Origin of the sequence: Ruminococcus sp. J1101004sp1_RTP21198st1_B9_RTP21198_201120 (assembly GCF_040924245.1) — a bacterium.
Taxonomy (GTDB): domain Bacteria; phylum Bacillota; class Clostridia; order Lachnospirales; family Lachnospiraceae; genus Blautia_A; species Blautia_A faecis.
The window spans coordinates 34,955-60,668 of the sequence record NZ_JBCOMI010000011.1 but is presented as its reverse complement, the minus strand read 5'-3'; the positions used below and the strand labels follow the sequence as shown (position 1 = coordinate 60,668).

Genomic DNA, 25,714 nt, shown 5'->3' with positions numbered 1-25,714 from the left:
ATAAAATATTCTTTCTTCTATTTCAAGTACATTTTGGTTAAATTTTGCAAACAAACGAAGGAAGCCTCCGTATTATAATCTCACATCACAATACAGCGGCTTTCCTTATTTTTCCTAATTCACTTCAACTTCTTATTCTTCCACATCCTCCGCCGGTTCTGCCGGGATGAAGACTCTGGAATTTTCATGTTTTTCTTTTTTCTTTAACGCTTCTGCTTTCTCAGTGGCCTCCCTGCAGAATTCCATCTGGGAATTGATCAGAAGCTTGCCTCTCTTGTCCTGCTTCTCGTAAGTTCCATCAGGCTGAAGAATATGGGCTTTTACATTATCACGGAACTCCAGATCCAGAACATGCTTGATCTCATTCTTGATCTGCTCGTCCTCGACCGGGAAAACAATCTCCACACGGCGGTCCAGATTACGAGGCATCCAGTCCGCACTTCCCATATAAATCTCGTCACTGCCATTATTGTGGAAATAGAAAATACGGCTGTGCTCCAGGAAGTTTCCTACAATGGAACGTACATGGATATTCTCGCTCACACCCGGGATTCCCACTCTCAGACAGCAGATACCTCGGATCAGCAGGTAAATCTGCACGCCACAGGAAGATGCATGATAAAGAGCTGCAATGATCTTCGGATCACAAAGAGAGTTCATCTTCGCTACGATCATAGCCGGCATTCCTTTCTTCGCGTGCTCTGCCTCTCTCTCGATCAGCTTCAGGAAACGATCCTTCATCCAGATTGGTGCCACGATCAGACGATTCCAGTTCTTCGGCTCAGAATATCCGGAAAGCATGTTAAACACTGCAGTTGCATCCTCGCCGAAGCGCTCATCACAGGTAAAAATGCCGCAGTCCGTATAAAGCTTTGCAGTAGAGTCGTTATAGTTACCAGTTGCCAGATGGACATAACGGCGGATTCCGGTGTCCTCACGGCGAACCACCAAAGTAATCTTACTGTGTGTTTTCAGGCCAACCAGACCATAAATAACATGACAGCCTGCTTTTTCCAGCATTTTTGCCCACACAATATTGTGTTCCTCATCAAAACGTGCCTTCAGCTCTACCAGAACCGAAACCTGTTTGCCATTCTCCGCTGCCTGGGCAAGTGCTGCAATGATCGGGGAATTTCCACTGACACGGTACAACGTCTGCTTAATCGCAAGTACATCCGGATCCTTTGCCGCCTGGCGTACAAAATTTACAACCGGGTCAAAGCTCATGTATGGATGGTGTAAGAACACATCACCCTCACGGATCACCTGGAAAATATCCTTACTGGTATCTGCAAATGCAGGCACTACAGCAGGGGTATATTTCGGCTCTTTGTACTGATCAAAGCCATCCTGTCCATAAACCTTCATCAGCATGGTAAGATCCAGTGGTCCGTTAATATAGAAAATATCCTCTTCTTTAATGTCAAATTCCTTTTTCAGAATGCCAAGAAGTCTGGAGTCCGTTTTATCCTCCACTTCCAGGCGGATCACCTCACCCCACTGGCGCTTCTTCAGCTGCTTCTGGATTTCCACCAGAAGATCCTCCGCCCCATCCTCATCTATGGAAAGATCCGCATTTCTCATAATACGGTAAGGATGTGCACAAACCACATCATATCCAAGGAAAAGCTTGTCAATATTGCGCTCGATAATCTCCTCCAGAAGGATCACAGTAGTGTCCTCTTTATTCCCGGATGGAATGACAACCACACGCGGCAGTACAGACGGCACCTGGACAGTGGCAAATACCAGTACATCCTTGCCCTTTTTCTTATCCTTCTTGGAAATCAAGGCGCCAATATTCAATGTCTTATTTCGAATCAACGGGAAAGGTCTGGAAGAATCCATTGCCATAGGAGTAAGAACCGGATAAACATTATCCTCGAAATAACGGTCCACATACTCCTGCTGTTCTTCGTTTAATTTCTCATGCTCCATCACCAGGTGAAGTCCTACCTTCTCCAGCGCCGGAAGAAGGGAACGGTTCAGAGTGCTGTACTGGGAACGGACGAGTTCATGTGTCTGGACACTGATCTCCTTCAGCTGCTCTTTTGGTCCCATTCCTGCAATATCTGTTTTCTCATAGCCGGCATGAACCTGGTCCTTCAGAGAAGCCACACGAACCATGTAAAACTCATCCAGATTGGAAGATACAATGCTGGTAAATTTCAGTCTTTCAAACAATGGCAGACTTTTATCTCTTGCTTCTGAAAGAACACGGTCGTCAAACTTCAGCCAGCTCAACTCCCTGTTCACAAAATACTCCGGTTTTTCAAAATTTTTCAGATCCATTGTGCCCCTCCTCACACTTTTCTCTTACGTCTGAATACCAGACGGATACCAAATACCTCTTCAAAAAATTCAACTTTATCCATAAGAAGTCCAAGTTCCAGGGAGATATCCTGCTCAGAATCAACTGTAAGAAGCAGAGTTCTGTCCTTCAGCATAGCCTTCATATTCTTTACCTTCTGATAATGGCTGCGATCCATGGCATTTGCAATACGAAGGATTGCAGTCAGCTTGGCGATCAAAAGATATACGGAACGATCCATTCCGACTTCTCCTGCGATCTCGCTGTAATAAACAAATTCTGTGGTATTGTAGCGCACCGCATTTGCAATGATCTGACGTTCTTCTGTGGAAAGTCCGATGATCTCCGTAGCCATAATGATCTGATAGGAGCACTCTGCCACATCTCCCATACTGATATATTTGCCACAGTCATGAAGCTGCACTGCGATCTGAAGAAGCAGACGCTCTCTGTCTCCCATTCCGTGAACTTTCTTCATGCTGTCAAAAATCGCCAGGGCAAGGTCGGTAGTACCCTTAATATGATCCTTTCCAGTAGAATAACGTTTGGCAATGTTTCTGGCTGCCACCAGAATATCATTTTCAAAATTATGTGCGCTCTTAATAAAATTCTTCTTTTCCCCGAAATCATAGGCAATGCCATCAAGAAGAGATACACCTGGCATCCAAAGCGCTTCTGCATTGAAAAGATCCATAAAATCTTTACAGATAACCATAGTTGGCACGATCAAAGCGGCATACTCCGGATCAATATCCATTTCCTCTGACAGTGAAGTCTCGGTCTTATAAACCGTATTCTCATACCGCTTCTCGAATTCAGCCCGTGTAATAATGTTATCCTGTCTCTCCTCACGGAAAATAGTCTCAGTAAGAAAATCCCCCATAAGGATCAAATTCTTTATCTCGCGGTCTTTCAGATAAAGACGCTTAAACCCGGTCAGGTCATTACGGATAAACTCCTCCACCAGCTGTGCATAATTCGTATTGGTTTTCTCCAGCTCCTTCAGACGTTGGCGGATACGCACGCTTCCCATTTTCAGGCTCTGGGTGGTTACAAGCGCATCTTTGTCAAACAGGGAAATCTGCAGGTTTCCACCGCCCACATCCAGAATAGCGGTTCCTTTCTGGATCATTTTCTTAAAGCCATTCTCAATGGCCGCAATAGATTTATAGCCCAGAAAATGCTGCTCGGCATTGCTTAAAACCTCCACATGAATTCCGGTTCTTCTGAAAATCTGTTCAATGATAATCAGCGGATTCTTCATCTCACGGAAAACACTTGTGGTACAGGCGCGGTAGTCTTTCACACCGTACTCTGCCATGATCCTCTTAAAGTCGTTAAGTACTTCACAAATAGTATCTACCTTATCCACTTCCATGGTTCCGCCGGAATATACCCCTACTCCAAGATTCAGACGATACCGGATATCGTCCACAGTCCGGAAACCACCCTTTTTGGAAAATTCAAAAATTTTCATGGTGATCTCATAAGAACTGATATCAATTGCCGCAAATGTGGTCACTGCCATACGTTTTTCCCTCCTGCCAAGGATTATTTCATTCCAGACATAAATTTCAGATAATCTCTGGTAATCTTTTACTGTTCCTCACTTGTTCCCAGAACATGATCAATAAACTGCTGCGCCGTTCTTCCAGTGAGACCGCCGTGAGAAAGCTCCCAGGCGTTTGCCTTCGTCAGAAGCTCCTCTGCAGGCATTGTAACACCATAGCGCTCTGCAAGTGTAGTAACAATATTCTGGAATTCCTTCTTGTTGGGTGCACCGAAATAAATCCGCACGCCAAAACGGTAAACCAGAGAAAGCTTCTCCTGCACAGTATCGGAGGAATGCAGATCTTCATCGTCTGCCACCTCCAGCTTATCCCCGGATTTCTCCCGAACAAGATGACGTCTGTTGCTGGTTGCATAGATCAGGATGTTGTCCGGCTTTTTCTCAAGACCGCCCTCGATCACTGCTTTCAGATATTTATATTCGATTTCAAATTCCTCAAAGGAAAGATCATCCATATAAAGAATAAATTTGTAATTACGGTTTTTGATCTGTGCGATCACATCATTCAGATCCTGAAACTGGTGCTTGTACACCTCGATAATGCGAAGTCCTTCGTCATAATAACGGTTCAGGATACCTTTGATGCTGGAAGATTTGCCAGTTCCTGCATCACCAAAAAGCAGGCAGTTATTGGCCTTTCTTCCTCTTACAAAAGCCTCCGTGTTCTCGATCAGCTTCTGCTTGGGGATTTCATATCCAACCAGATCATCCAGATTCACATGGGCGATTCTGGTAATCGGTGCGATCACCGGCTTGCCATCCTTGCCATGCTCAATACGAAATGCCTTGTTCAATCCCAGCTTACCTACGCCGAAATCTTTGTAGAACTGCACCATATCTGCCATAAACTCTTCCACTGTAGAAGCCTCTGCCAGTGTTTTGCTCATATCACAGATTCTGTCGCAGATACGCTGGTTGTATACCTTGCTGTTGCATCCTGTATTCACATAATTACAGAGAAAATCAGCACAGTCTGTTCCAAACGCACTGTCAAAAACAGCAAGATCAAAGTCATAAAGTTCTTTGAAAATTCCAAAATCATGAAGAGCCAGATGGTTAATGCTTCCCTCCACTGCCCCTCTGATCTCGGAAGCGGTACTGAATGCATTCTCGTGATTGACCAGAAGCTGCGTCAGATAAGTGTGCCACAGATTCCCGGAAAACCCATACATTCCTGCCATTTCCACCAGGCTTCCTGCCATATGGAAAAATTCCTCTTTACGATTCTCAAAGCCTTCTTCACCAGCCTCATAGTTGTTCATCAGTGATGTCATTATGTCCAGTACCTCACCGTTGTCGAAATTGCGGTAAAGGATACATTCTTCTGTTCTTGCCATTTTTGTTTCCTCTCAATTCCATGACGCATTTACGTGTCTCTTCTCCTTTTTGCCGTCCGCACAATTCATAACAGCACACTTTCGGATATACAAGCTCACGCACTCGCACCGTTTTTCATTCTACTTTTCTTATATTAAAAACAGATAAAATCTTCTTAAATTCTTTGGTTAATTTTAACAATAAATGAAATTGCCGCCACTCTCTGCCTTCGCAGCTATAATCTTAATAATTGCCCAGAATTTTCAAATAGCTAGTCTCTGCTTCCATGCCCCGCAATGCATTCTTTACCGCGCTGTCCCGCAGATTTCCCTCGAAGTCCACGAAGAAACGGTATTCCCAGGTTTTTCCCGGAATAGGCCGGGACTCGATCTTGGTCATATTCAGACCATTATAGATCATATGGGAAAGTACATTGTAAAGAGTTCCGCTTGCATGACGTGCCTCGAAGCATACACTGATCCTGGAGCTGTTATTCTCATAAACCGGTTTCTTTGCCAGAATAATAAATCTGGTCACATTGCTGTCATTTTTGCAGATATTCTCTGCCAGAACCTTCAGATTGTAAATCTCTCCGGCAGCCCTGCTGGCAATCGCTGCGTGAGTCTTATCCTGATCTGCGCTGACCTTTTTGGCCGCTGCGGCGGTGTTGGTTACTGCTGTGGTTTTCCAATCTCTATGCTCTTCCAGATATTCCTTACACTGGGCGAGCCCCTGAGGATGGGAATATACCCCGGCAATATCGGAAAGCTCAGCCTCCTGCAGGCCAAGCAGCACATGCTCAACCTTCAGGATCTGCTCTCCCACGATAAACAGATTATATTCTGTCAAAAGGTCATAAATATCTGTCACAATCCCAGCTGTGGAATTTTCAATAGGAAGGACTGCGTAATCTGCTCTTCCTGCTGCAACTTCTTCCATGGCATCCCGGAACAGCTTCACATGATAGCTCTTAATGTCTTCCTGAAAGTAGGCGCGCATGGCTCCATAGCTGTAGGCGCCCTCTACCCCCTGGAAAACAACAGTCACATTATTTCTGGGAAGCTGCTCCACCATTTGGAAGTCTTCCTTTTCTTTCGGACCATATTCGGTGAGAAGCTGATACTGACGCTTTCTGCTGATGGCCATGATCTGCTGAAAAAGCTCCTGGGCTCCAAGTTCGTTGAACTCACCGTGCGCTTTTTTCCTGATCTCTTCCAGTTTGGCATGCTCTCTCTCCGGATCCAGCACTTTCTTTCCGGTATGGATCTTATACTCTGCAACCTCTTCGCAGACCTTCATCCGCTTCTCAAAAAGTTCCACCATCTGATTGTCAATTTCATCTATTTTTCGTCTGCATTCCTGCAAATCTGTCATATTGTTTTCTCTCCAGTTTTTGTATTTAATCATGCAAATTCAGCTGCTGCACACTTCAATTTCCACAATGTACTGCCATTACTGTTCACTCCGTGACCAGTAACACGCTGCCATTTCAGTACCTGACACTTATCCGACATATTCTTCCACCGCATCTGTAAGCGCTCCAATAAAGGAAAGTGAACCAAATGCCAGAATCACACTGTTCTCGTCATCTCCTGCACAGGAAAACGCCTTTTCTACAGCATCTTTTATGCTCTTTGTACTTTCGGCACTGGAATTATATACCCTTGCCGCCTTCGCCAGTTCCTCTGCCGGCAGTGCACGGGGATTATCCGGTGTCTCTATGGTATAGATTTTTTCCGCAAAATGAGCTGTTTTTTCAAGGACAATCTTATATTCCTTGTCTGCAAAAACACCCATAATGTAGATCAGTTTTTTTCCATTAAAATAGTGTCGGATAGATTCTGCCATCTTGTCGGCTGCTCCGGCATTGTGGGCGCCGTCTACAATAAAAAGAGGCTTTTTATTGATAACCGTAAATCTTCCCTTCCAGCTTGTGTGGAGAAGACCGTCCTTCCGCTGTTCCATGGTAGTAGTCCAGCCAAGTCTGTCCAGTTCTTCAAGGGCGTTTAATGCCAGCACTGCATTTTCTTTCTGGTAAACACCGGCAAGGGAAATTGCAAATTCCTCTCCTTTATAAGAAAAGGTCTGACCGAATACGCTCTCTTTTTCCAAAACAGCCTCATCAGGGTCAGATACCACACAGGGTACATGAAGCTTGTTGCAGGTATCTGCAATCACCTGTGCCGCTTCCGGCTTCTGCTTTGTGGTCACAACCCGGCAGCCAGGTTTGATAATTCCAGCCTTCTTCTCTGCGATTTCTCCAAGGGTATTTCCAAGAAATGACATATGATCCATGCTGATGGAAACCAGCACAGCCAGTTTGGTATTCTTCACAATATTGGTGGCATCCAGATTGCCGCCCATTCCGGTCTCCAGAAGGACCAGATCACAATTTTCTTCCTTAAAATACAAAAACGCTGCTGCAGTCTCAATCTCAAAAGGGGTAGGATGATTCATGCCAACCGCTGTCATCTGGTCAATTGACCTGGAAATTTCTGTCACATACTTTGCAAAATCTTCCTGTGAGATCTTCTCGCCGGCAATCTCAAGACGTTCTCTGTAAGAATAAAGAGTTGGGGATATGTATCTGCCCACTTTATAGCCTACCCGGGTAAGGGTGGTGTATAAATAAGCAATCACGGAACCCTTTCCATTGGTTCCGGCTACGTGGACATAAGGAACTGCATCCTGAGGATTTCCAAGCCTGTCCAGCATTTCACGCATATTATCAAGTCCCAGCACGGAACCGTATTTCGCCGAATCATCGATATATGCACGGCATTCCTGATAGTTCATAATAAAAGCTCCTCGTTTATCAAATATCTTTTTCTCTCCATTATAACCTTGCAGCATAAATTTAGCAAGAATGGGAATGTTATTTTTATCATTTTACCCAAGGAGACCAAGCATATGAAAAAATACCCTTTTCTCTTCTGTGGTTTTACCGGCTTGTGTCTGGAGATTCTCTGGACCGGGCTCCATTCCCTGCTCCGGGGAGATGCGTCCATGAAAGGGACTACCTCTCTTCTTATGTTTCCCATTTATGGCTGTGCATCCCTGATTCTGCCTGTATACAAAAAGCTGAAAAGCCTTCCGGCACTTCTGCGAGGCTCCCTTTATACTGCCGGATTTTACCTGGCAGAATTTACCAGCGGTTCTATCCTGCAGGCTTTTCACATGTGCCCCTGGGACTATTCCGGAGTGCCCCATCAGTACAAAGGAGTCATCCGTCTGGACTATCTCCCGGTCTGGTTTCTCACTGGATTGTTTTTCGAAAAAATACTTACAAAATCTTCTTGAAAAATCATTCCAAGTAGTATATGATAGGTCGAAGAGATTTTGCGTTACCACTCACAGAAGAACCTTTTTGAAAGAGTTTTCGTGAACCGTAACACTCTACCCCAAAACCACACACTCATAACGGAGGTATATCATGAGACACTTAATGAGTCCGCTGGACCTTAGTGTTCCGGAGCTTGAGAAGCTTCTGGATCTTGCCAGCGATATTGAGAAAAACCCCAAAAAATACGCACATACCTGTGACGATAAACGACTTGCCACACTTTTCTATGAGCCAAGTACCCGCACCCGTCTCAGTTTTGAAGCTGCTATGATGAACCTTGGCGGTAAGGTTCTTGGTTTCTCATCTGCAGATTCCAGTTCCGCAGCGAAGGGGGAAACTGTTGCCGATACCATTCGTGTTGTTTCCTGCTATGCAGATATCTGTGCTATGCGTCATCCCAAAGAAGGTGCTCCGCTGGTAGCTTCTATGGTTTCTAATATTCCTGTTATCAATGCCGGTGACGGTGGTCATCAGCATCCAACCCAGACTCTTACAGACTTACTTACCATCCGTTCCTTAAAGGGGCGTCTTGACAACATTACCATCGGTCTGTGCGGAGATCTGAAATTCGGACGTACCGTTCACTCTCTGATCGAGGCGCTGGTTCGTTACAACAATGTTAAATTTGTACTGATCTCTCCGGAAGAGCTTCGTATTCCCAGCTATATCCGTGAAGACGTACTGAAAAAGAACAACATCGAGTTCCTAGAAGTAGAACGTCTGGAGGATGCTATTCCGGAGCTTGATATTCTTTACATGACACGTGTTCAGAAGGAGCGTTTCTTCAACGAGGAAGACTATGTTCGTATGAAAGATTTCTACATACTGGACAAGCAGAAACTTTCCCTTGCAAAGGATGACATGTACATTCTTCATCCGCTTCCACGTGTTAACGAAATTTCTGTTGAAGTGGACAGCGATCCGAGAGCTGCATACTTTAAACAGGCCCAGTACGGTGTATATGTTCGTATGGCCCTGATTCTTACATTATTGGAGGTGGAACTGCCATGTTAAATGTTGGAGCACTTCGTGAAGGTTTCGTATTAGACCATATCAAGGCCGGCAAGGCTATGACTATTTATCATGACCTGAAGCTTGACAAGCTTGACTGTACTGTTGCGATCATCAAGAACGCAAAGAGCAATAAGATGGGCAAAAAGGACATCATCAAGGTTGAGTGCCCGATTGAAGATCTGGATCTGGATATCCTTGGTTTCATTGATCACAATATCACCGTAAATATTATTAAGGATGAGAAGATCGTTGAGAAAAAAGACCTTCGTCTTCCGAAGCAGGTTGTAAACGTGATCAGATGTAAGAATCCCCGCTGTATCACTTCCATCGAGCAGGGACTGGATCAGGTGTTTGTTCTGGCAGATGAGGAGAATGAGGTTTACAGATGTAAATATTGTGAGGAGAAATACTCCGGTCACAGAAATAAATAATTCGTCTCTGCAAATCATTGTTTTTATAACAATATTGATATTTTATTGTGGAAGCTGAATACAGCTTCCACTTTTTTTGTAACAGAAATTTCCGGTAAAATTTCCTGTCCATCTGGTCGCATCCTCGCGGAGCGTTTTTTGCTTTATCGGAACATTACGGAGTAATTTCCAATAAAGCAAAAACCTGGGAAAATCCAGCAGAACTGAACCTTCTCAGGTTAAATATCATATTATATGTATCATACAATTTGATTCTTAAATACGCAAGCAGACCGATAAGCCGGGTTATGTCGTTGAGTGATCATCTGTCTAGGCCTTCCGTTGCCGAAAGGCTCAAGCGACCTACCTGAAAGCACGACGGGCCGCCGTATCGCTTTCTGCTCGGTCTTGCTTCGAATGGAGTTTACATGTGCCCGGCCTGTTACCAGGACGGCGGTAGTCTCTTACACTGCCTTTCCACCCTTACCATGGCAAGCCATGGCGGTTTATTTCTGTTGCACTGGTCTGGGAGTCGCCTCCACCGGACGTTATCCGGCATCCTGCCCTGTGAAGCCCGGACTTTCCTCGTCTGAACCCTTTCGTCTGTCCAGCCGCGATCACCTGGCCTGCTTGCGCAAGTGCTATTTTAACATTATTGTGGTAAGATGTAAAGCACTATTTCTCATTTCTCCCTGTCGTATAACCTGTTAAGATTACGGTAAACGGAGTAAGCAGTAACCCGGTAAATAATTACTGGGGTAAGTCTTTATACCCTTCAAGTACCTTCTCATATGCAGCATAGGCTTCTGACAGAGAGTTATACACTTTACCATCCCCTGCTTTAATAACGCGTTCATACCCCCATTTATTAAAAAGGTGATCGGAGATTGCCACATATGTTACATTTCCTTTTTTTCTCTCTGCCGTTAGAGATTTCGAGACGTAATATTTTCCATCTCCTCTTTGAATCAATATTGGTATTTTCTTACCAACTCCCACCTTATTGGTATCAAATGAAGTCCAGAACAAATATCTTTCAGATGCTTTGTCTGAATTTCCATTTCCCAGAAACGCCCATGTACCATTCTTCAATAGGCTTTGTTCGCCCAATACTTTTTCAATTTTCGGGACAAAAGTTGAAAACTCCGCTGCTTTCGAATCAATTTCAAAATCATTGTTTGAGCTTATTTTCTCATCCTTCAGACAGCCACTCTTCTCTAATACATCAAAGAAATCCTCACTCATGTCATAGCTATTTGACGCAGAAGTCCCATCCCCGCTCCACACAAATTTGGTTCCCGTTTTCTGGTCAAACGAAACCTTACAGGTTCCACCTGCTCCTGGTTTTCCAATCCAGTTATCCGTATCGCCTTCTTTTACCGAATGGCTGATCCCCCCAATTGTAATTACATCCGCTGACTGCCAGTCATACTGTTTCTGTTTCAGATTGACAATAACCTCTTTATTATAGATTCCCATGTTTGCCTCAGTCAGCACTTCTGCATAAGCAGCGCGTACATTTGCAAGGTCTGCTGCTTCCCTGCTTTTTTCCAACTGACTTCCGAAAACAGGTATTGCAACAGCCACCAGTACCGCAATAATTGCAACCACGATCAAAAGCTCAGCCAATGTAAAGCCTTTGCGACTTTTTTTCATAAAATACTCCTCAATTTCTTACAAGCACATCTGCATCATCAGGTGTTAAAACAGCTTCCCCCTATAAATTCTCTTAACAGGGAATTATTAGGCACTTCCTCGCTTGGCACAGCTACAAAATAATCAAAAAATTTCAGCAGCCTGTTTGCTTCCAGATATTCCGGCTCCTCTTTGGAAATTCCGAAGAGAAGAGGCTCTGCGTATACCTTCAGACATGCCAGTTCATAGATCAGTGCCGAGTTAAACATAACATCCGCTTCTTCCTGGTATGGAAAAATATTTTTCTCCTCGCCGCGTCTTACAGAGGGCCATCTTGCAATGGTCTCGCTGGCTGAGGTTCCTCTGGTTCTTGCATCCCGAACGATTCTGCGGATCAGCCTGCCATCTGTGGTAGGAATTCGGTTGTGTTCATCAATGTTCAACTGGGTGAGGGCACTGATATAGATTTTGAACTTGCTTTCCTTCGGAAGCGCATAGCTTAATTTGTCGTTCAAGCCGTGGATTCCCTCAATAACAAGGATGTCTTCCTTCCCCAGCTGGAGAAAATCACCTTTATATTCTCTCTGCCCGGTCTTGAAGTTAAACACCGGAAGTTCTACTCTCTCTCCATTAAGAAGTGCCAGCATATCTTTGTTGAACTGCTCCACATCAATGGCTTCCAGACACTCGTAATCCTTTTCCCCGAATTCATCCAGCGGGGTATGCTCTCTGTTTACAAAATAATTGTCAACAGCAATGGGATGTGGCTTCATTCCATGTGCTGCCAGCTGAATGGAAAGCCTGTGGGAAAAGGTAGTCTTGCCAGAGGAGGACGGACCAGCGATCATGACGAACTTCTTGTTTCCAGCCTCCACGATCTGCTCTGCAATTCTGGCAATTCCAGACTCCTGGATTGCCTCCTGCATAAGAAGGATCTTCTGTATCCCCTGGGAAACGATCTGGTCATTCAGTTCACCTACTGTGGAGATTTCCAGCTTTCTGCCCCACTCTTCAGAATCCTTCTGCACCTGGAAGATCTTCTCCTGGGGCTGGAATTCCGGAAGCACATCCGGAGCCTTAGCCTCCGGCAGAATCAGCACAAAGCCTTCATCATACAGCTTCAGGTCAAAATATGGCACATAGCCGGTATCGTAAGCCATTGCCCCGTAAAAATAGTCCTCGAAATTCTCTATGCTATAAATATTCACCCTGGAAACCCTGCGATAGCGGAACAGCTTCTCTTTATCATACATTCTGTGATGATGAAAAAGTGCAATTGCTTCATCCGTTCCTACACTTCGTTTCTTCACCGGGATTTTCTGCTTCACCAGCTCTGTCATCCGCTTCTTTACCTGGTCAAGAAATGCCTGATCCAGCTTCTGTTCTCCTTCCATGGTAAAGTAAAAACCGCTTCCTACAGAATAATGAAGCACCACTTTATCTACTTTTTCTTTGCCTGCAAGATCGTAAATTGCCTTTAAAAGCACCAGACATGCAGTTCGCTTATAGGTTTTATTTCCAATGCTGTCTTTTGTGGTGACCAGCCGGACTTCACCGTCCCGTTCCGCTTTTTTATGAAGCTCACAGATCTTGCCTCCTGCAATTACAAGAATAACAGGGGCCGGGCTGGTCTTTTCGTACTCTTTTACAACTTCTTTATAGGTAATTCCCATGGGAAACTCTCTGGTTTCCCCATTGATTGTAAGTTTCACTGCATGATCCATAAAATCTCCTTTTCTGATCTGAAAGATCAATTAGGCTAAACATAAATCACATTTTCCAAAACCAGACAATATTATTCTGACAACTCATTTTATCTCCGGGCGGGCGAACACCATCACGCCCATCCACACCAGGTCTTAACCTTATAATATCGTATACGGGCTTCTCACCTTTGCGCAGCTAACTGTAAGCTCCGGAAACGCTTTTGCCAGTCTTTCCTTCATATCTTCCATAAAAATATATTCCGTACCGTAATGGCCTGCATCAATGATTGCAAGCCCCTGGGCAACGGTTTCAATTCCAGTATGATGATCAATATCACCTGTCACATATACATCTGCCCCGGCAGCAAGCACATCCTGGATCATGCTTTTACCAGAGCCGGTACATATGGCAGCTGTTTTCACAGTCTGTTCCAGATTTCCGTACACTTTCACATCTGAAAGCTTCAGATTCTTTTTTACAAGAAGGGCGTACTCCTTTAAAGTCATCTCACAAGGCAGATTTCCCACACGCCCAAAGCCAATGGTCTCCCCGTCTTTTTCCCCGGTGGCACAAAGTACTTTCGTATCTGACAGTTCCAGATATCTGGCACTTAAATCTGCCATTCCCAGAATATCATAGTTGGTATGCATCGCATAATAAGATATTCCATGGCGCACCAGACTGATAATCTTCCGTCCTGTAAAGCTATGATTGTTAATCTTCTTAATACCGGAAAAGATCATAGGATGGTGGGTAACGATCATGTCAGCGTCAGCCCGGATAGCCTCGTCTAACACTGCTTCGGTAAGATCAAGGGCAAGAAAAACATGTTTTACTTCACTCTCGTCATCTCCTGTAAGAAGTCCCACATTATCCCAGTCCTCTGCAACTGCTGCCGGAAAATTTCCTCCCAGCCATTCTGTCAGTTCTTTAACCTTCATATTCTGCCAGCGCAGCAGCGATCAGCTGCGCCTCCTCCTTTACTTCCAAAATGCGGGCAGTAACTGCCTCTGCCTTCGGTGCCGTTTCCAATTGGTCCAGAATCTGGGAGCGGATCCGGGATTCCCGCTGAAGATAATGGTAAAGCACCTGGTTCTTTTCCTGAAGAAGATATTTGCCAAAGGCTTCCTCCAAGGTGTAAGCAGCTGGATTTTCCGGCATTTCTGCCCATTCATCAGCATGTAGGTTCTCAGAAGAAGCAGCTTTCACAGACGTATTTTTTGGGAAAGAATCCACGTTAAGTTTCAAACTGCTGTGAACATTTTCCCCAGGCACCACCCGCATCATGGGATAAAATTTCCCATCCTCTTCCACCATTTTCTCTTCTGTGATCTCCCAGCCTTCAGACTGGATAAATCTGCGAAAATGGGGAATGTCGGACTGTGGCTGTAAAATCAGCTCAGAGAAAGAATTTCTCACAGACCTGCCATCTGTGAGAATCCTTTCCATAAGGGGACCGCCCATACCTGCGATCACAAGGGTGTCACCCTCTCCGGCTTTCAAGCCTTCAAGTCCGTCTGAGAGCCGGGTCTGTATGTATTCCTCCAGTCCATACTGCCGGATATGTTCCTGTGCCCTGGAAAGTGGCCCTTTTCGCACATCCATTGCAATGGCGGATGGAATTTTTTTCTGCTGTATCAGGTATACCGGCAGATATCCATGATCGCATCCCACATCTACCAGCCGGTTTCCTTCTGTCACCAGGTCTGCGATTGCAGACAGTCGTAAGGATAACTGCATAGTCCTCTCCTTAATCCAGATAATCCTTCAGCTTGCGGCTGCGGCTTGGGTGACGGAGCTTACGAAGAGCCTTTGCCTCAATCTGACGGATACGCTCTCTGGTAACATTAAACTCCTTGCCAACTTCCTCAAGTGTTCTTGCACGTCCATCATCAAGCCCGAAACGAAGGCGAAGAACCTTCTGTTCTCTCTCAGTAAGAGTGCCAAGAACTTCTACCAGCTGTTCCTTCAAAAGAGTAAATGCTGCAGCATCAGCCGGAACCGGAACATTGTCATCCTGGATGAAATCTCCAAGATGGCTGTCCTCCTCTTCACCAATAGGGGTCTCCAGAGAAACCGGCTCCTGGGAAATCTTCAGGATCTCACGCACGCGGTCAACCGGCATGTCCATCTCTTCCGCGATTTCCTCCGGAGTAGGTTCACGTCCAAGCTCCTGGAGTAACTGTCTGGAAACGCGGATCAGCTTGTTGATCGTCTCAACCATATGAACCGGAATACGAATGGTACGCGCCTGGTCTGCAATGGCTCTTGTGATAGCCTGACGGATCCACCAGGTAGCATAGGTACTGAACTTGTAACCCTTTCGGTAATCAAATTTTTCGACAGCCTTGATAAGACCAAGGTTACCTTCCTGAATCAGATCCAGAAAAAGCATTCCACGTCCTACATAACGCTTTGCAATGCTGACAACAAGACGAAGGTTGGCTTCTGCCAGACGCTTCTTGGCATTTTCGTCGCCCTGTTCCATTTTCTTTGCAAGCTCGATTTCTTCTTCTGCTGAAAGAAGCGGAACTTTACCAATTTCTTTCAGATACATACGAACCGGATCCTCAATGCTCACACCTTCCGGAACAGAAAGATCGATCTTGTCCAGCTCTACTTCTTCCTCATCGTCCAGGCCATCAATATCCATGTCATCGTCCAGCATAAGGTCATCTGCACTGTTCTCTGTGATACGCAGCACATCTACCCCACTTGCCTCAAGGAAATCGAAGATCTTGTCCATCTGTTCCGCATCCAGTGGCTGGTCTTTGAAATAATCACTAATTTCCTGATATTCCAGTACGTTTTTCTTCTTTTTTGCAAGCTCCAGAAGTCCCACCAGTTTCTCACTGAATTTGCCCATATTCATTTCCATAGGTACTCTAACCTCCATATAGTGTTAATATTTTATCCTTATTCAAAAGAAATATGCAATTGCTGCCTTTTTCTTCCAAGCTCCTCCAGATCCTTCTTGGCCTTTACAAGCTCCTGTAAAGCCCCCATATCTGCAGGATCCCAGTTTTTATTTTTCTCCGCCAGACTCTCCTGTTTAATGCGGATCAAAGCATCGGAAAATGCTCTCTGCTGTTCCTCCTTTGTCTCAAGGTGGATCGTGGCATTAAAGAGAGAGGCCACCTCTTTCTGCTCTTCACTGTCTGTAAAAGCATTCAGAAGTCTGGCCGGATTCACATCTCCCTCTTCGTGCTGCTTCCAGAGCATTTCTGCCACCTCTTTATAAAGAGGAACTACAAAATCTGAAGGGGAAAGATATTTCTCCACAGTATCAAAAATTGCCGGATAGGTAACCAGCCAGGTAAGCATCAGCTTCTGGGATTTATCTGCCGCGCTCTCCTTTTTTCTCATTGGAGAGCCGCCGGATTTTGGCTGGATACGCTTCTCTGCAGGCGTACCCTTCAGAGCAAGGGTGTTTACACGCTTCCGAAGGTCTTCCACACTGATTCCATATCTGCGGTATTCTTTTACAATTGCTTCAATATACAGATTCCGCTCCAGTTCATCAGAAAGTTCCAGAAGATACTGGGCACACCGCTCAAAAAACCGGTTCTGTCCCTGTGGCTCATCCATAGGAAAATCACCGGAAGCAATACTTACCCGGAACATAAAGCTGTCCGTAGCTGCCTCCAGCCTTTTCTCAAAAGCCTCTGCGCCTTCTGCTTTGATAAATTCATCAGGATCCTTGTGAGGCCGTAAATTCACCACTCTGGAATTCACGCCGGCTTCCCGTAGAATGGGAATGGCTCGCAAGGCGGCTTTTACACCAGCTTCATCACTATCGTAAAGAAGAAGCACTTCCTGTGTATACCTCTTCACCAGACTGGCATGTCCGGATGTAAGCGCCGTTCCCAGAGAAGCCACTGCATTGGTAAATCCTGCCTGGTGCATGGAGATTACATCCATGTAGCCCTCGCACAGAATCAGGTAATTTTTCCTGGTGGTTCTGGCTATATTCAATCCGTACAGATTACGGCTCTTGTCAAAAATACGGGTCTCTGGCGAATTCAGGTACTTGGGCTTGCCGTCTCCCATCACTCGCCCGCCAAATCCAATCACCCTGTTATTGACATCCATGATTGGAAAAATAACACGATTCCAGAATTTGTCATACATGCCCTGGCGTTCATCCACATTGAAAAGACCTGATTCCCGAAGAAGGTCATCACTGTAATTCTGGGATTTCAAGTATTTATACAGGTCATCACTGTACTTATCTGAATATCCCAGGCCGAATTTCCTGATCGTCTCTTCGCTGAGGCCTCTGCCTGTAAGATAATCGTGGGCATTTTTTCCACCTTCACGGCGCAGCTGGTAATAAAAATACTGAGCCGCTTTCTTATTGATTTCAAGCAAGGTTGCGCGCTTCTCCGCTTTCGCCCTTGCCTCCTTGGAATATTCGATCTTGGGAAGTTCCACGCCGGCACGCTCTGCCAGATGGGAAAGTGCTTCTCCAAATGAATAATTCTCATATTGCATTACAAAATTGTATACATTTCCTCCAGCTCCGCAGCCGAAGCAGTAATACATCTGCTTAGACGGCGTTACGGAAAAGGAAGGGGTCTTCTCATTATGAAAAGGACACAGACCAAAATAGGAGCTTCCTCTTCTGGTCAGTCTTACATACTGGGATATCACGTCTACAATATCATTTTTCATTCGCACTTCTTCAATGATATCGTCGGAATAGCGCATGCTTATCCTCCTTTGATTTAATATGCCGCATATCCAAGAAAATGCGACATCTTTCGCGTAAACAAATATTATATCTCATTGCAAGAGTTTTGTCCACGTTCTAATAAACCTCCCAAGCTCTTGGTATGAAAATCTCCTTGAATTTCTTCATGGAATACTGATCCGTCATTCCTGACAGCCAGTCACATACCGCCCGGTCTTTTGGAACTCCCTTTTTCTCAATAAGAGCAACGTACTCCCTGGACATTGCTTCCGGGTGATCTATGTAATAGGCGTATAGTTCTGTCAGCATTTTGATTGCCTTGGATTCTTCCCGCTTCGCGATGGGATTCAGATATACTTTCTGGAACATCTCTGATCGAAGATCCATGAGTGCCTGCTCTACAGGAGCAGACATCTGAATGGAAGGCTGGTCAATGCTGTGCTCGATCACATCATGTACAAATGTATTCAGTCTTTCTCTTGTGGTCTGTCCAAGAAACTCCCTGAGACTGGCAGAAATATCATTCTCTGTAATGATTCCCGCTCTCTGTGCATCGTCCATATCATGATGAACATAAGCAATCTTATCAGAAAAGCGGACTACCTGTCCCTCCAAAGTGGACGGATGACCGCTGGTACGGTGATTCAGGATTCCGTCTCTTGTCTCCCAGGTAAGATTCAGTCCGTCTCCGTTCTTCTCCAGTACTTCCACCACGCGGACGCTCTGACGGTAGTGGGCAAAGCCCTCAGGATGAACGGTATTAAGTGCGGTCTCTCCTGAATGTCCGAAAGGCGTGTGACCAAGGTCGTGTCCCAGTGCAATTGCCTCCACAAGATCCTCATTCAGGCGAAGTGCCTTGGCTATAGTACGTGCAATCTGGGATACTTCCAGAGTGTGCGTCAGCCGGTTCCTGTAATGATCTCCTTCCGGAGCCAGAAAAACCTGAGTCTTATCCTTCATCCTGCGAAAAGCTTTGCTATGCAGGATCCTGTCCCGGTCTCTCTGGTAAACCGTCCGGACGTCACACTCTTCTTCCTCCCGGTCTCTTCCTCTGGAACGTCCACTGTATGCGGCATAAGGACTCAGCAGTTCCAGTTCTCTTTCTTCCATGCTCTCTCTGATATTCATATATCTTCTATCCTCCAAAGACTGACAGGTAAGCCGATAATCTTCCTCCTATTAATTATATTCTACACAAAATTTCAAATTCCTCTTTTTTTCAAAAAAAACTTGAAAATTTTTAATTTTTTTCAAAAAATGTGTTGACAATCCTATACCCCTTTGTTATACTAATATCCGTCGCAGCGAGAAAGAAAACTTTCTCCGAGAAACGCGATATGCGGAAGTGTCGGAACTGGCAGACGAGCAAGACTAAGGATCTTGTGAGCATTGCGCTCGTGTGGGTTCAAGTCCCATCTTCCGCATGACTATTTAATAGTCACAATTTCATATTTTATCGTGCAGAGGTTTCTCCTCTATGAATGCGATATGCGGAAGTGTCGGAACTGGCAGACGAGCAAGACTAAGGATCTTGTAAGCATTGCGCTTGTGTGGGTTCAAGTCCCATCTTCCGCATTTTTTTATTTTATCAAGAAATGTCAAAAGCCTGCAAAGCGCCTGTTTTGCGGGCTTTTTTGGACTCCGAATGTTCAGGAGGTAGATAAAGTGTGTCAAAACTCTGCCCCCTTTTTTGCCCCTCGAGGGGCAGAGATTTTGCCCCTTAAGGGGCAGGATTCTTGCCCCTCACATTTTCCAGAAAAAATAAAGCAAGATTTATAATATAAGAAGAAAAGCCTTTACTCTCCTGAGGGGCAACTCGCGGGATTGTAAGGGCTTTTCTTATCTAAGGGAAATCTCATGTTCAGTTTTACTGTACCAGATTCTACCTCATCTGTCGAGTTTTATCGTGCGAGATAGTACGACAGCATTCGACATCACAGGTTCTTCACAAGGACTGTGAAACCTGCTGTCTTCAGCTTCTTTACCACCTTATTGGCAGCCTTCTTTGTTCTGTAGATGCCAACCTGGACGCGGTATGGGACGGAGCCGGCTACTTTGCGGATACTTGCTGAAAATCCTTTTTTCTTAAGCACTTTCACCATCACATCTGCATTTTCTTTTGTTCCGTAGGCTCCCGCCTGGATGTAATACTTTGCTTTCGGTTGCGCCGGCGCAATTGTGATTGTTTTTCCCAAAATGCCCTCTGCGATCAGCTTGCCGTGAGCATCCATGCCAAGTTTTTTCGCTTTGGCATAATCGTCCTTGTTATCACAGAAGAAAGATTCTACCAGGACAGCTTTTGCCTTGGTCTTTCTGGTCCAGTACAAACCTGGACGTTCTTCAGCTCCTCTGTCATGCCAGACAGTGCCAAGCTTCGCGCTGATCCGCTGGGCTTCCGGAAGTCCGTTTGCATTATAGCAGTATGCTTCGCAGCCATAGGCAGAACCATTAAAGGCATTCAGGTGAAGCTGGACGGACAGATCATAGTTCTGTTTATGCTCTTCTTCAATGAAATACTTGATTTCATCATTCAGGGAATGCAGCTGACCTTCCGGAGCAATACACAGGGTTGCCTCATGACCTGCTGCCTTAAGCCATTTGCACACATAAGGTGCCAATTCTTTGTTGTATTTATATTCGTTCACACCACCCTTGCTGGTGCCATCTGCAGATGAGATGACGCCACCGCCATAGTTCGCGTGACCTACACAGATAAAATATTTCATGTTGAAATTCTCCTTTCAAAAAGGAGGGCGATCACTCGCCCTCGTCAATATCTTCCCCATCTTTATTGATTGCCTTGTCGGCTACTTCCAGTCCCTTGATCAGGATCTTCGGGACGTCCACTCCCATCTCCACCAGATTCTCACAAATAGACCTGATCTCATTTACCAACAGGGATGCCAGTACAAAGAAGCCAAGCAATGTTGTGATTCCCAGATCAACGCCGAGCGTCTTTCCGATCTCCACAAACACTGCAGATGCTCCAAAGGCTACCGCAATCATGATCCAGTAAGCCAGTTTTTTCAGGACTCCCTTCCAGCCGGCTTTGGAATTTTCTTTATGTGCAAGGCGGGATTTCATCCAGCCGGTGATCCAGTCCGCAATATTGAACGCCAGGAACAGAGCAAACAGGATCCAATGTTCTCCAAAAATATAGCTCAATACAGCAACAGCAGCGCCAACAATGGCATTATACGTATCAATCACCTTCATTTATGTGTTCTCCTTCTTATTATCTATTATTATTTTATGGTAAAAAAATAAGACCAGTTATGGTCTTGCCCTTGGTTCATTCATCTTATTTTTCCTTTCTTTGCTTGTGTATTAGTGTCATGTCAGTATTCGAAGCTTCGGACGCTCAAATGGCATTAATAATCAGCAAAACACGAAGTATACGAATGAAGTTTTAACGTGTTCAGCAGGAGTGGTTAGAGAATATACATTTCCAAACCTGCCAGAACATAAAATATCATTTCCTGTTCTTATTGGTGCAAGTTCTAATATAGCTGGTTGCGTTGTTGCAAGAGACGTAAGTATTACTGGGAAAATAAAAGTATATAGTCCAATTCAACAAGATGTCCAAGTATTGCTTATTATGCTCAATTAAACTTTCCGGAATTTGCAATTTCATCTTGAACATATACAGTTAGATGGCAATACAGTAGTGATTGGGCAACATTTGTTGATACTTGTAGATTATATACAAAGAAACGTAAATGCAGCTGATTGTCAACAGCATTAAAAACATAGAGTGTAACGTGGCTTTAGTATGATTTCCAAGGTCTATAGTTATCTCCATTATGCGCTGTAAAGTGGCGAACGTTATTATCAATATCCCACACTTCTATAGTAGAATAACCTGAATATAATCTGCAAACAGTTATTGATTGCCTATTACTTGTGCATGGATTTGATAAATTAGGATAGTCTGATTTCCATGCAGCAAATTTTATTCCAGTACCATCAGCTAATTTAGTAAGTATCTGATCCCATGTTGCAGATGCTGTTAATCCAATTTGAGATAAGGAACTGTAGAATTTAAAATTCGTGTTTTGCTGATTTCTAACAAAAAACTTCCTTCCTGATACTTTTATCAGCGGGCATAGCTTTAACTCCGGAGTTCTCCCCGGAGTGGTTTTTTCTATCTCTTTATACTGAATATTTATTGTATGACGCTCTCACATTACTCTGACTGATGTAACAATATACCTGGGTAGTCTTCAAATCAGCATGTCCCAGGACTGCTGCCACATCTTGTATATTTGCTCCCCGATCAAGAAGGTTGGTGGCTAAAGTCCTCCTGTATCTATGAGGATGTACATTTGTAACATTAGCACTCTCCCCAAGCTTCTTTAGTGTTCTTTCAATCCCTGCTTTCGACAATCTCTTATGTGGTGTCCTTACACTGGCGAACAGACATGGATCCGTATCTGTCCGTGTATTCAGATAATCTTGCAGATGCATTAGTGCTACTGGTGTAAGATAAATTGTCCTCTCTTTACTTCCTTTTCCCAAAACAACAGCATCTCGGGTTTGAAAATTAATATCGTCTCGATTGAGCCGTACCACTTCAGAGACTCTGCAGCCTGAAGCATAGAGGAATTCTATCAGCGCAAGATTCCGGATTGATGTGCAAGCCTGCTTTAACCGTTCCATTTCTGTAGCCGTGTAGGGCTTTTTCACTACTTTCGTATATTTGATTTGGGACAGTGCTGCACATGGATTCTTCCCAATCAGCCCCTCGGCAGAAAGCCAGGAGAAAAAACTGCTAAAGCACCTGCGCATCCCATCCAGAGTCCGATTGCTGATTTTCCGTTGTTCCTTATATACTGCCAGGTAATATCTAAGATCATAAGTTGTAATCTCATGCAACGGTTTGCAGATCTCATGTATCATCATGTAGCACGTATCGTAGTACCTTTTGATAGTAGATTCTGCTTTTCCCTCAATTCGCTTGGTCGCTATATATTTTGCCAGCATACTGTCTGGAGCGTTGTCCACTACAGTTAGTTCTGTGCTTCTCTCTTGCACTTCGTAACTGTTCAATTGAATACAGAGTGCATCCTGTACTGCCTGGAGTTGCTGATCATCTAATAGAGATTGCACCGCCAGCAATACATTATTAATAATCGTATTTCGTATATCCATAACCTTATTCCTCCTTCTGCTTTATTGTAGCATCCGGAGGAAAGAAGGTCGCAAAACACGAATTTAATGGCAACTGGTCAGGGCACTTTTAAAGACCGATGGGTTCCAGGATTCATGGTATACGGAATGGGATTTGTAATTATTATTCCAAAACACTATAAAGCACATAAACTTAATATAACATCGGCAAAAGTGTTTAACAACTCATGGTACAACGCTACACTGTCTAGTTGTAGCGAATTACTCAATCATTGGAGCGTTGTTTTAAATGTTGACGCTAATTCCTCAATAGAAAATGGAAAAACATATTTAGTATCAATTAACGGAACTATTTCTTGACATTAAGCAATTCTCATCGCAGATAAAAAGCAATGGATGTTTCCACTATTTGCAAAAAAGAAAACTGTTATATTTTGCATCTTTATAGATGGCACCAATCTTGCTGAATAATTTATCAGCTAACATTATAAAGAAATTCCCACACTCGATTAGGGTGCAATGAACCAAAAATATATCCGGCAACCGATTGGTCATTAGTTAAAACATAAAATGAATCATTATATTTTCTTATTTCAAACAAACTTTGACTAATTTCACTATTTACATTATCTGTTTTATTTTTAATATTTGAACCGAATGTAATATTCCGTTTATTTGCACAAAAACACGGGATTGGAGAGCTAACCCACCAATAATCACCTAATAATGTAAATGCTACATATGCTGTATGTGAACCAATACAATTCGTGTTTAGTGCATTAATCCCTAGCGCCTCTTTCAACTGCGCTATAGTAATCTTCTGGGTTGTAGAGCCGTTCTCCAATACCACGATATCCGTATCCGATACTTTGGTAGCTGCTGGGAGAGCTGATATTAGTGTACTTTGTATAGATTCAGACATTTTTCTTCAATCCTTTCTTGGAATTTTTTCAATTACTTTATTATTCTTTGTCATCAGGTACTTGCCATCTTTGGTGACCAATGCGTATACTTTGTCAATGATCTTCACCGAAAGGACAAAGCTTGCCCCTGCATTAACGGGGTTCGGTGTCATCCTCACATCGCTGATTAATATGTTTGCCATATCACTTCACCGCCACTTCTACTTCTGCAATCAACTTTTCGTCCAGTATTTCATACATGACCAGAAGCTTGTACATGCCTTTCTTTTTGGGCTGTATGAGGGTGTCCAGAATGTGTTCCTGGATTTCCGAATGTCCGGTATCCTCTGGCTCCTTCGCACCCCGGTAATACAGCTCATAGGAGGCTGCCGTGATCAGAAAATTTTCATTTTTACAAGAGCAGACTCGCAATCTCACATGCTTCTGTTCTCCAAGCTCAAACGGTACAGTCATTACACCCACAACCTCCCATCAGTTCTACATAGTATTCAGGTTCCAACAGTTCCTCATAATATGGACATGGCTCAATATGTACACATAAAGATGCCAGATCTATTGTAATGATATATTTTGCTGTATATCCTACATTTCCAGCTTCATCAATGGCTGTCAGATCTACCACAAAAGCACCGTCAAGGCTTGCGGGGACGATGGCTTCCCATCTGTCCCCCTGTGCTCTTGTAAGCGTGATATCCTGCCCGTTGATAGTTCCTTTAAGCATTACTACCATGCTTCCACCACCTTATCAGTCGGTAACCTCAACAGAGATTACGAAGGTTTTTCCAGCATCAACCGGATTCGGTGTCATAGTTACAGCCTTAATTGCCGGTGCCTTAGTATCCAGTTTCACTGTTCTGGTCACAGTGGTACTCTTTCCGGCACTGTCTGTAGCTACAATAGTAATAGTATTGGAGCCTTCAACCAATGTTACAACCTTAGACCAGGAACCATTGGAAGCAACAGTTGCCGCCTCTGCATTGCCGTTGTTAAGCTTAACTGTAACAGATACCGGGCTGGAGGTAAGATCATTGGTAGTACCCTGAACGTTACAAGCTGCCTGATTTGTTACAAATCCATCTACCGGAGATGTAACAGAAAGTGTCGGCGGTACAGTATCGATCTTAAAGGTCACACTCTTCTGGGAAGCAGCATTTCCATCATAATCAGATGCATCAATCTTGATCGTATGACTACCATCGGCAAGTGCCGTATCAGGGGTATAAGTACATTTATAGCCGCCGGAAATTGCAGTCTTAGAAATACTATCCCCTGTGATCTTGCTTCCAGAATCAATGGTAACGCCAATAGTTGACGGATTTACACCGGAATCGTCATCAGTCACGGTCCAGGTGATGCCTGGTTTATTATTTGTAATCAGTGCACTGGCTGTAGGATAGGTAATTGCAATAACTGGCGCAACTCTTTCCTTAACCTTTAACTGCAGGGAACCTCCCAAGGTGGAATGACTGGCATCCACCGTAGCAGTATTGTTTGCATCATCTGTAGCCCTGACTGTCACACCGTAATAATGTCCGGACTGAGAGTAGCTTGACTTACCAGGTGCTGTAATAGTAGCCTCATATCTTCCAGTGGAACTGTTATAGCTTAAATTCACTGTCTGGCTATTCACAATAGCCTGTACTGTTTTTACACTCATTTTT

At 44.3% G+C, this 25,714-nt stretch carries 23 protein-coding genes, 2 tRNA genes and 1 other RNA gene; 5 read left to right on the top strand and 21 right to left on the bottom strand.

Going from position 1 to position 25,714, the window contains the following annotated elements; genetic code table 11:
- Positions 1-132 precede the first annotated feature (132 nt).
- The 5 genes from AB5618_RS09385 to AB5618_RS09365 form a co-directional block, all read right to left on the bottom strand.
- A complete protein-coding gene (locus tag AB5618_RS09385) occupies positions 133-2,292 on the bottom strand; it encodes an RNA degradosome polyphosphate kinase (protein ID WP_148462370.1) in 2,160 nt (719 codons plus the stop codon).
- A gap of 11 nt (positions 2,293-2,303) precedes the next feature.
- Positions 2,304-3,839 carry an HD domain-containing protein gene (locus AB5618_RS09380; protein WP_148462372.1) on the bottom strand — a complete coding sequence of 512 codons (1,536 nt, stop codon included), beginning with the start codon at positions 3,837-3,839 and terminating at the stop codon, positions 2,304-2,306.
- A gap of 68 nt (positions 3,840-3,907) precedes the next feature.
- Complete coding sequence (locus AB5618_RS09375; RefSeq protein ID WP_173718763.1) at positions 3,908-5,218, bottom strand: ATP-binding protein; 1,311 nt, start codon at positions 5,216-5,218, stop codon at positions 3,908-3,910.
- Between the two features lie 223 nt (positions 5,219-5,441).
- On the bottom strand, positions 5,442-6,572 hold the full coding sequence (gene pheA / locus AB5618_RS09370; protein ID WP_148462375.1) for a prephenate dehydratase: 1,131 nt from the start codon (positions 6,570-6,572) through the stop codon (positions 5,442-5,444).
- 129 nt (positions 6,573-6,701) lie between these two features.
- Entirely contained in the window at positions 6,702-7,994 is a 1,293-nt protein-coding gene (locus AB5618_RS09365; protein WP_148462378.1) for a folylpolyglutamate synthase/dihydrofolate synthase family protein, read from the bottom strand.
- A gap of 114 nt (positions 7,995-8,108) precedes the next feature.
- Here AB5618_RS09365 and AB5618_RS09360 point away from each other — a divergent pair, with 114 nt between their 5' ends.
- From AB5618_RS09360 to AB5618_RS09350, 3 genes are all read left to right on the top strand, one after another.
- A complete protein-coding gene (locus tag AB5618_RS09360) occupies positions 8,109-8,498 on the top strand; it encodes a hypothetical protein (protein ID WP_148462379.1) in 390 nt (129 codons plus the stop codon).
- A 133-nt stretch (positions 8,499-8,631) separates the two neighbouring features.
- Entirely contained in the window at positions 8,632-9,555 is a 924-nt protein-coding gene (gene pyrB, locus AB5618_RS09355) for an aspartate carbamoyltransferase (protein ID WP_148462381.1), read from the top strand.
- Entirely contained in the window at positions 9,549-9,986 is a 438-nt protein-coding gene (locus AB5618_RS09350; RefSeq protein WP_118578704.1) for an aspartate carbamoyltransferase regulatory subunit, read from the top strand. Before pyrB ends, AB5618_RS09350 begins: the two co-directional genes overlap by 7 nt.
- A 260-nt stretch (positions 9,987-10,246) precedes the next feature.
- Here the strand turns inward: AB5618_RS09350 and rnpB are convergent.
- The 8 genes from rnpB to AB5618_RS09310 all read right to left on the bottom strand — a co-directional run bounded on the left by rnpB (position 10,247) and on the right by AB5618_RS09310 (position 19,128).
- Positions 10,247-10,598, bottom strand: an RNA gene (gene rnpB, locus AB5618_RS09345) — RNase P RNA component class A.
- Positions 10,599-10,715: 117 nt separating this feature from the next.
- Positions 10,716-11,621 carry a type IV pilin protein gene (locus AB5618_RS09340; RefSeq protein WP_368366708.1) on the bottom strand — a complete coding sequence of 302 codons (906 nt, stop codon included), beginning with the start codon at positions 11,619-11,621 and terminating at the stop codon, positions 10,716-10,718.
- A gap of 38 nt (positions 11,622-11,659) precedes the next feature.
- A complete protein-coding gene (locus AB5618_RS09335; RefSeq protein ID WP_368366707.1) occupies positions 11,660-13,324 on the bottom strand; it encodes a nucleoside kinase in 1,665 nt (554 codons plus the stop codon).
- Between the two features lie 141 nt (positions 13,325-13,465).
- On the bottom strand, positions 13,466-14,248 hold the full coding sequence (locus AB5618_RS09330; RefSeq protein ID WP_368366706.1) for a Nif3-like dinuclear metal center hexameric protein: 783 nt from the start codon (positions 14,246-14,248) through the stop codon (positions 13,466-13,468).
- A complete protein-coding gene (locus tag AB5618_RS09325; RefSeq protein ID WP_173716357.1) occupies positions 14,238-15,047 on the bottom strand; it encodes a class I SAM-dependent methyltransferase in 810 nt (269 codons plus the stop codon). The genes AB5618_RS09330 and AB5618_RS09325 overlap by 11 nt, the downstream gene beginning before the upstream one ends.
- A gap of 10 nt (positions 15,048-15,057) precedes the next feature.
- Positions 15,058-16,185 (bottom strand): RNA polymerase sigma factor RpoD, encoded by a 1,128-nt coding sequence (gene rpoD / locus AB5618_RS09320; RefSeq protein WP_118578714.1) that lies wholly within the window; start codon positions 16,183-16,185, stop codon positions 15,058-15,060.
- A gap of 38 nt (positions 16,186-16,223) precedes the next feature.
- Positions 16,224-18,017 carry a DNA primase gene (gene dnaG / locus AB5618_RS09315; RefSeq protein ID WP_368366705.1) on the bottom strand — a complete coding sequence of 598 codons (1,794 nt, stop codon included), beginning with the start codon at positions 18,015-18,017 and terminating at the stop codon, positions 16,224-16,226.
- Between the two features lie 100 nt (positions 18,018-18,117).
- Entirely contained in the window at positions 18,118-19,128 is a 1,011-nt protein-coding gene (locus AB5618_RS09310) for a deoxyguanosinetriphosphate triphosphohydrolase (RefSeq protein WP_148462392.1), read from the bottom strand.
- Between the two features lie 211 nt (positions 19,129-19,339).
- Between AB5618_RS09310 and AB5618_RS09305 the strand changes: the two genes are divergently transcribed.
- Both AB5618_RS09305 and AB5618_RS09300 read left to right on the top strand, forming a co-directional pair.
- Positions 19,340-19,424: transfer RNA gene (locus AB5618_RS09305), tRNA-Leu, on the top strand.
- 66 nt (positions 19,425-19,490) lie between these two features.
- Positions 19,491-19,575: transfer RNA gene (locus tag AB5618_RS09300), tRNA-Leu, on the top strand.
- Positions 19,576-19,934: 359 nt separating this feature from the next.
- Here AB5618_RS09300 and AB5618_RS09295 read toward each other — a convergent pair.
- From AB5618_RS09295 to AB5618_RS09260, 8 genes are all read right to left on the bottom strand, one after another.
- Positions 19,935-20,726 (bottom strand): N-acetylmuramoyl-L-alanine amidase, encoded by a 792-nt coding sequence (locus AB5618_RS09295; RefSeq protein WP_368366704.1) that lies wholly within the window; start codon positions 20,724-20,726, stop codon positions 19,935-19,937.
- A 31-nt stretch (positions 20,727-20,757) separates the two neighbouring features.
- On the bottom strand, positions 20,758-21,216 hold the full coding sequence (locus tag AB5618_RS09290; protein ID WP_368366703.1) for a holin family protein: 459 nt from the start codon (positions 21,214-21,216) through the stop codon (positions 20,758-20,760).
- A gap of 936 nt (positions 21,217-22,152) precedes the next feature.
- Entirely contained in the window at positions 22,153-23,151 is a 999-nt protein-coding gene (locus AB5618_RS09285; protein ID WP_368366702.1) for a tyrosine-type recombinase/integrase, read from the bottom strand.
- Between the two features lie 454 nt (positions 23,152-23,605).
- Positions 23,606-24,052, bottom strand: a complete 447-nt coding sequence (locus AB5618_RS09280) for a hypothetical protein (protein WP_368366701.1) — start codon at positions 24,050-24,052, stop codon at positions 23,606-23,608.
- 6 nt (positions 24,053-24,058) lie between these two features.
- Positions 24,059-24,235 (bottom strand): hypothetical protein, encoded by a 177-nt coding sequence (locus AB5618_RS09275; protein ID WP_173773403.1) that lies wholly within the window; start codon positions 24,233-24,235, stop codon positions 24,059-24,061.
- Position 24,236: 1 nt separating this feature from the next.
- On the bottom strand, positions 24,237-24,506 hold the full coding sequence (locus AB5618_RS09270; RefSeq protein ID WP_368366700.1) for a hypothetical protein: 270 nt from the start codon (positions 24,504-24,506) through the stop codon (positions 24,237-24,239).
- On the bottom strand, positions 24,490-24,783 hold the full coding sequence (locus AB5618_RS09265; RefSeq protein ID WP_270414082.1) for a PF13754 domain-containing protein: 294 nt from the start codon (positions 24,781-24,783) through the stop codon (positions 24,490-24,492). Before AB5618_RS09265 ends, AB5618_RS09270 begins: the two co-directional genes overlap by 17 nt.
- A gap of 15 nt (positions 24,784-24,798) precedes the next feature.
- Entirely contained in the window at positions 24,799-25,710 is a 912-nt protein-coding gene (locus AB5618_RS09260) for an Ig-like domain-containing protein (RefSeq protein WP_368366699.1), read from the bottom strand.
- Positions 25,711-25,714: the final 4 nt, after the last annotated feature.

Bases quoted from the DNA above. Each gene is read 5' to 3' on its own strand.
- AB5618_RS09385 (WP_148462370.1), bottom strand. From the start codon at position 2,292: ATGGATCTGAAAAATTTTGAAAAACCGGAGTATTTTGTGAACAGGGAG.
- AB5618_RS09380 (WP_148462372.1), bottom strand. From the start codon at position 3,839: ATGGCAGTGACCACATTTGCGGCAATTGATATCAGTTCTTATGAGATC.
- AB5618_RS09375 (WP_173718763.1), bottom strand. From the start codon at position 5,218: ATGGCAAGAACAGAAGAATGTATCCTTTACCGCAATTTCGACAACGGT.
- pheA (WP_148462375.1), bottom strand. From the start codon at position 6,572: ATGACAGATTTGCAGGAATGCAGACGAAAAATAGATGAAATTGACAAT.
- AB5618_RS09365 (WP_148462378.1), bottom strand. From the start codon at position 7,994: ATGAACTATCAGGAATGCCGTGCATATATCGATGATTCGGCGAAATAC.
- AB5618_RS09360 (WP_148462379.1), top strand. From the start codon at position 8,109: ATGAAAAAATACCCTTTTCTCTTCTGTGGTTTTACCGGCTTGTGTCTG.
- pyrB (WP_148462381.1), top strand. From the start codon at position 8,632: ATGAGACACTTAATGAGTCCGCTGGACCTTAGTGTTCCGGAGCTTGAG.
- AB5618_RS09350 (WP_118578704.1), top strand. From the start codon at position 9,549: ATGTTAAATGTTGGAGCACTTCGTGAAGGTTTCGTATTAGACCATATC.
- AB5618_RS09340 (WP_368366708.1), bottom strand. From the start codon at position 11,621: ATGAAAAAAAGTCGCAAAGGCTTTACATTGGCTGAGCTTTTGATCGTG.
- AB5618_RS09335 (WP_368366707.1), bottom strand. From the start codon at position 13,324: ATGGATCATGCAGTGAAACTTACAATCAATGGGGAAACCAGAGAGTTT.
- AB5618_RS09330 (WP_368366706.1), bottom strand. From the start codon at position 14,248: ATGAAGGTTAAAGAACTGACAGAATGGCTGGGAGGAAATTTTCCGGCA.
- AB5618_RS09325 (WP_173716357.1), bottom strand. From the start codon at position 15,047: ATGCAGTTATCCTTACGACTGTCTGCAATCGCAGACCTGGTGACAGAA.
- rpoD (WP_118578714.1), bottom strand. From the start codon at position 16,185: ATGGAAATGAATATGGGCAAATTCAGTGAGAAACTGGTGGGACTTCTG.
- dnaG (WP_368366705.1), bottom strand. From the start codon at position 18,017: ATGCGCTATTCCGACGATATCATTGAAGAAGTGCGAATGAAAAATGAT.
- AB5618_RS09310 (WP_148462392.1), bottom strand. From the start codon at position 19,128: ATGAATATCAGAGAGAGCATGGAAGAAAGAGAACTGGAACTGCTGAGT.
- AB5618_RS09295 (WP_368366704.1), bottom strand. From the start codon at position 20,726: ATGAAATATTTTATCTGTGTAGGTCACGCGAACTATGGCGGTGGCGTC.
- AB5618_RS09290 (WP_368366703.1), bottom strand. From the start codon at position 21,216: ATGAAGGTGATTGATACGTATAATGCCATTGTTGGCGCTGCTGTTGCT.
- AB5618_RS09285 (WP_368366702.1), bottom strand. From the start codon at position 23,151: ATGGATATACGAAATACGATTATTAATAATGTATTGCTGGCGGTGCAA.
- AB5618_RS09280 (WP_368366701.1), bottom strand. From the start codon at position 24,052: ATGTCTGAATCTATACAAAGTACACTAATATCAGCTCTCCCAGCAGCT.
- AB5618_RS09275 (WP_173773403.1), bottom strand. From the start codon at position 24,235: ATGGCAAACATATTAATCAGCGATGTGAGGATGACACCGAACCCCGTT.
- AB5618_RS09270 (WP_368366700.1), bottom strand. From the start codon at position 24,506: ATGACTGTACCGTTTGAGCTTGGAGAACAGAAGCATGTGAGATTGCGA.
- AB5618_RS09265 (WP_270414082.1), bottom strand. From the start codon at position 24,783: ATGGTAGTAATGCTTAAAGGAACTATCAACGGGCAGGATATCACGCTT.
- AB5618_RS09260 (WP_368366699.1), bottom strand. From the start codon at position 25,710: ATGAGTGTAAAAACAGTACAGGCTATTGTGAATAGCCAGACAGTGAAT.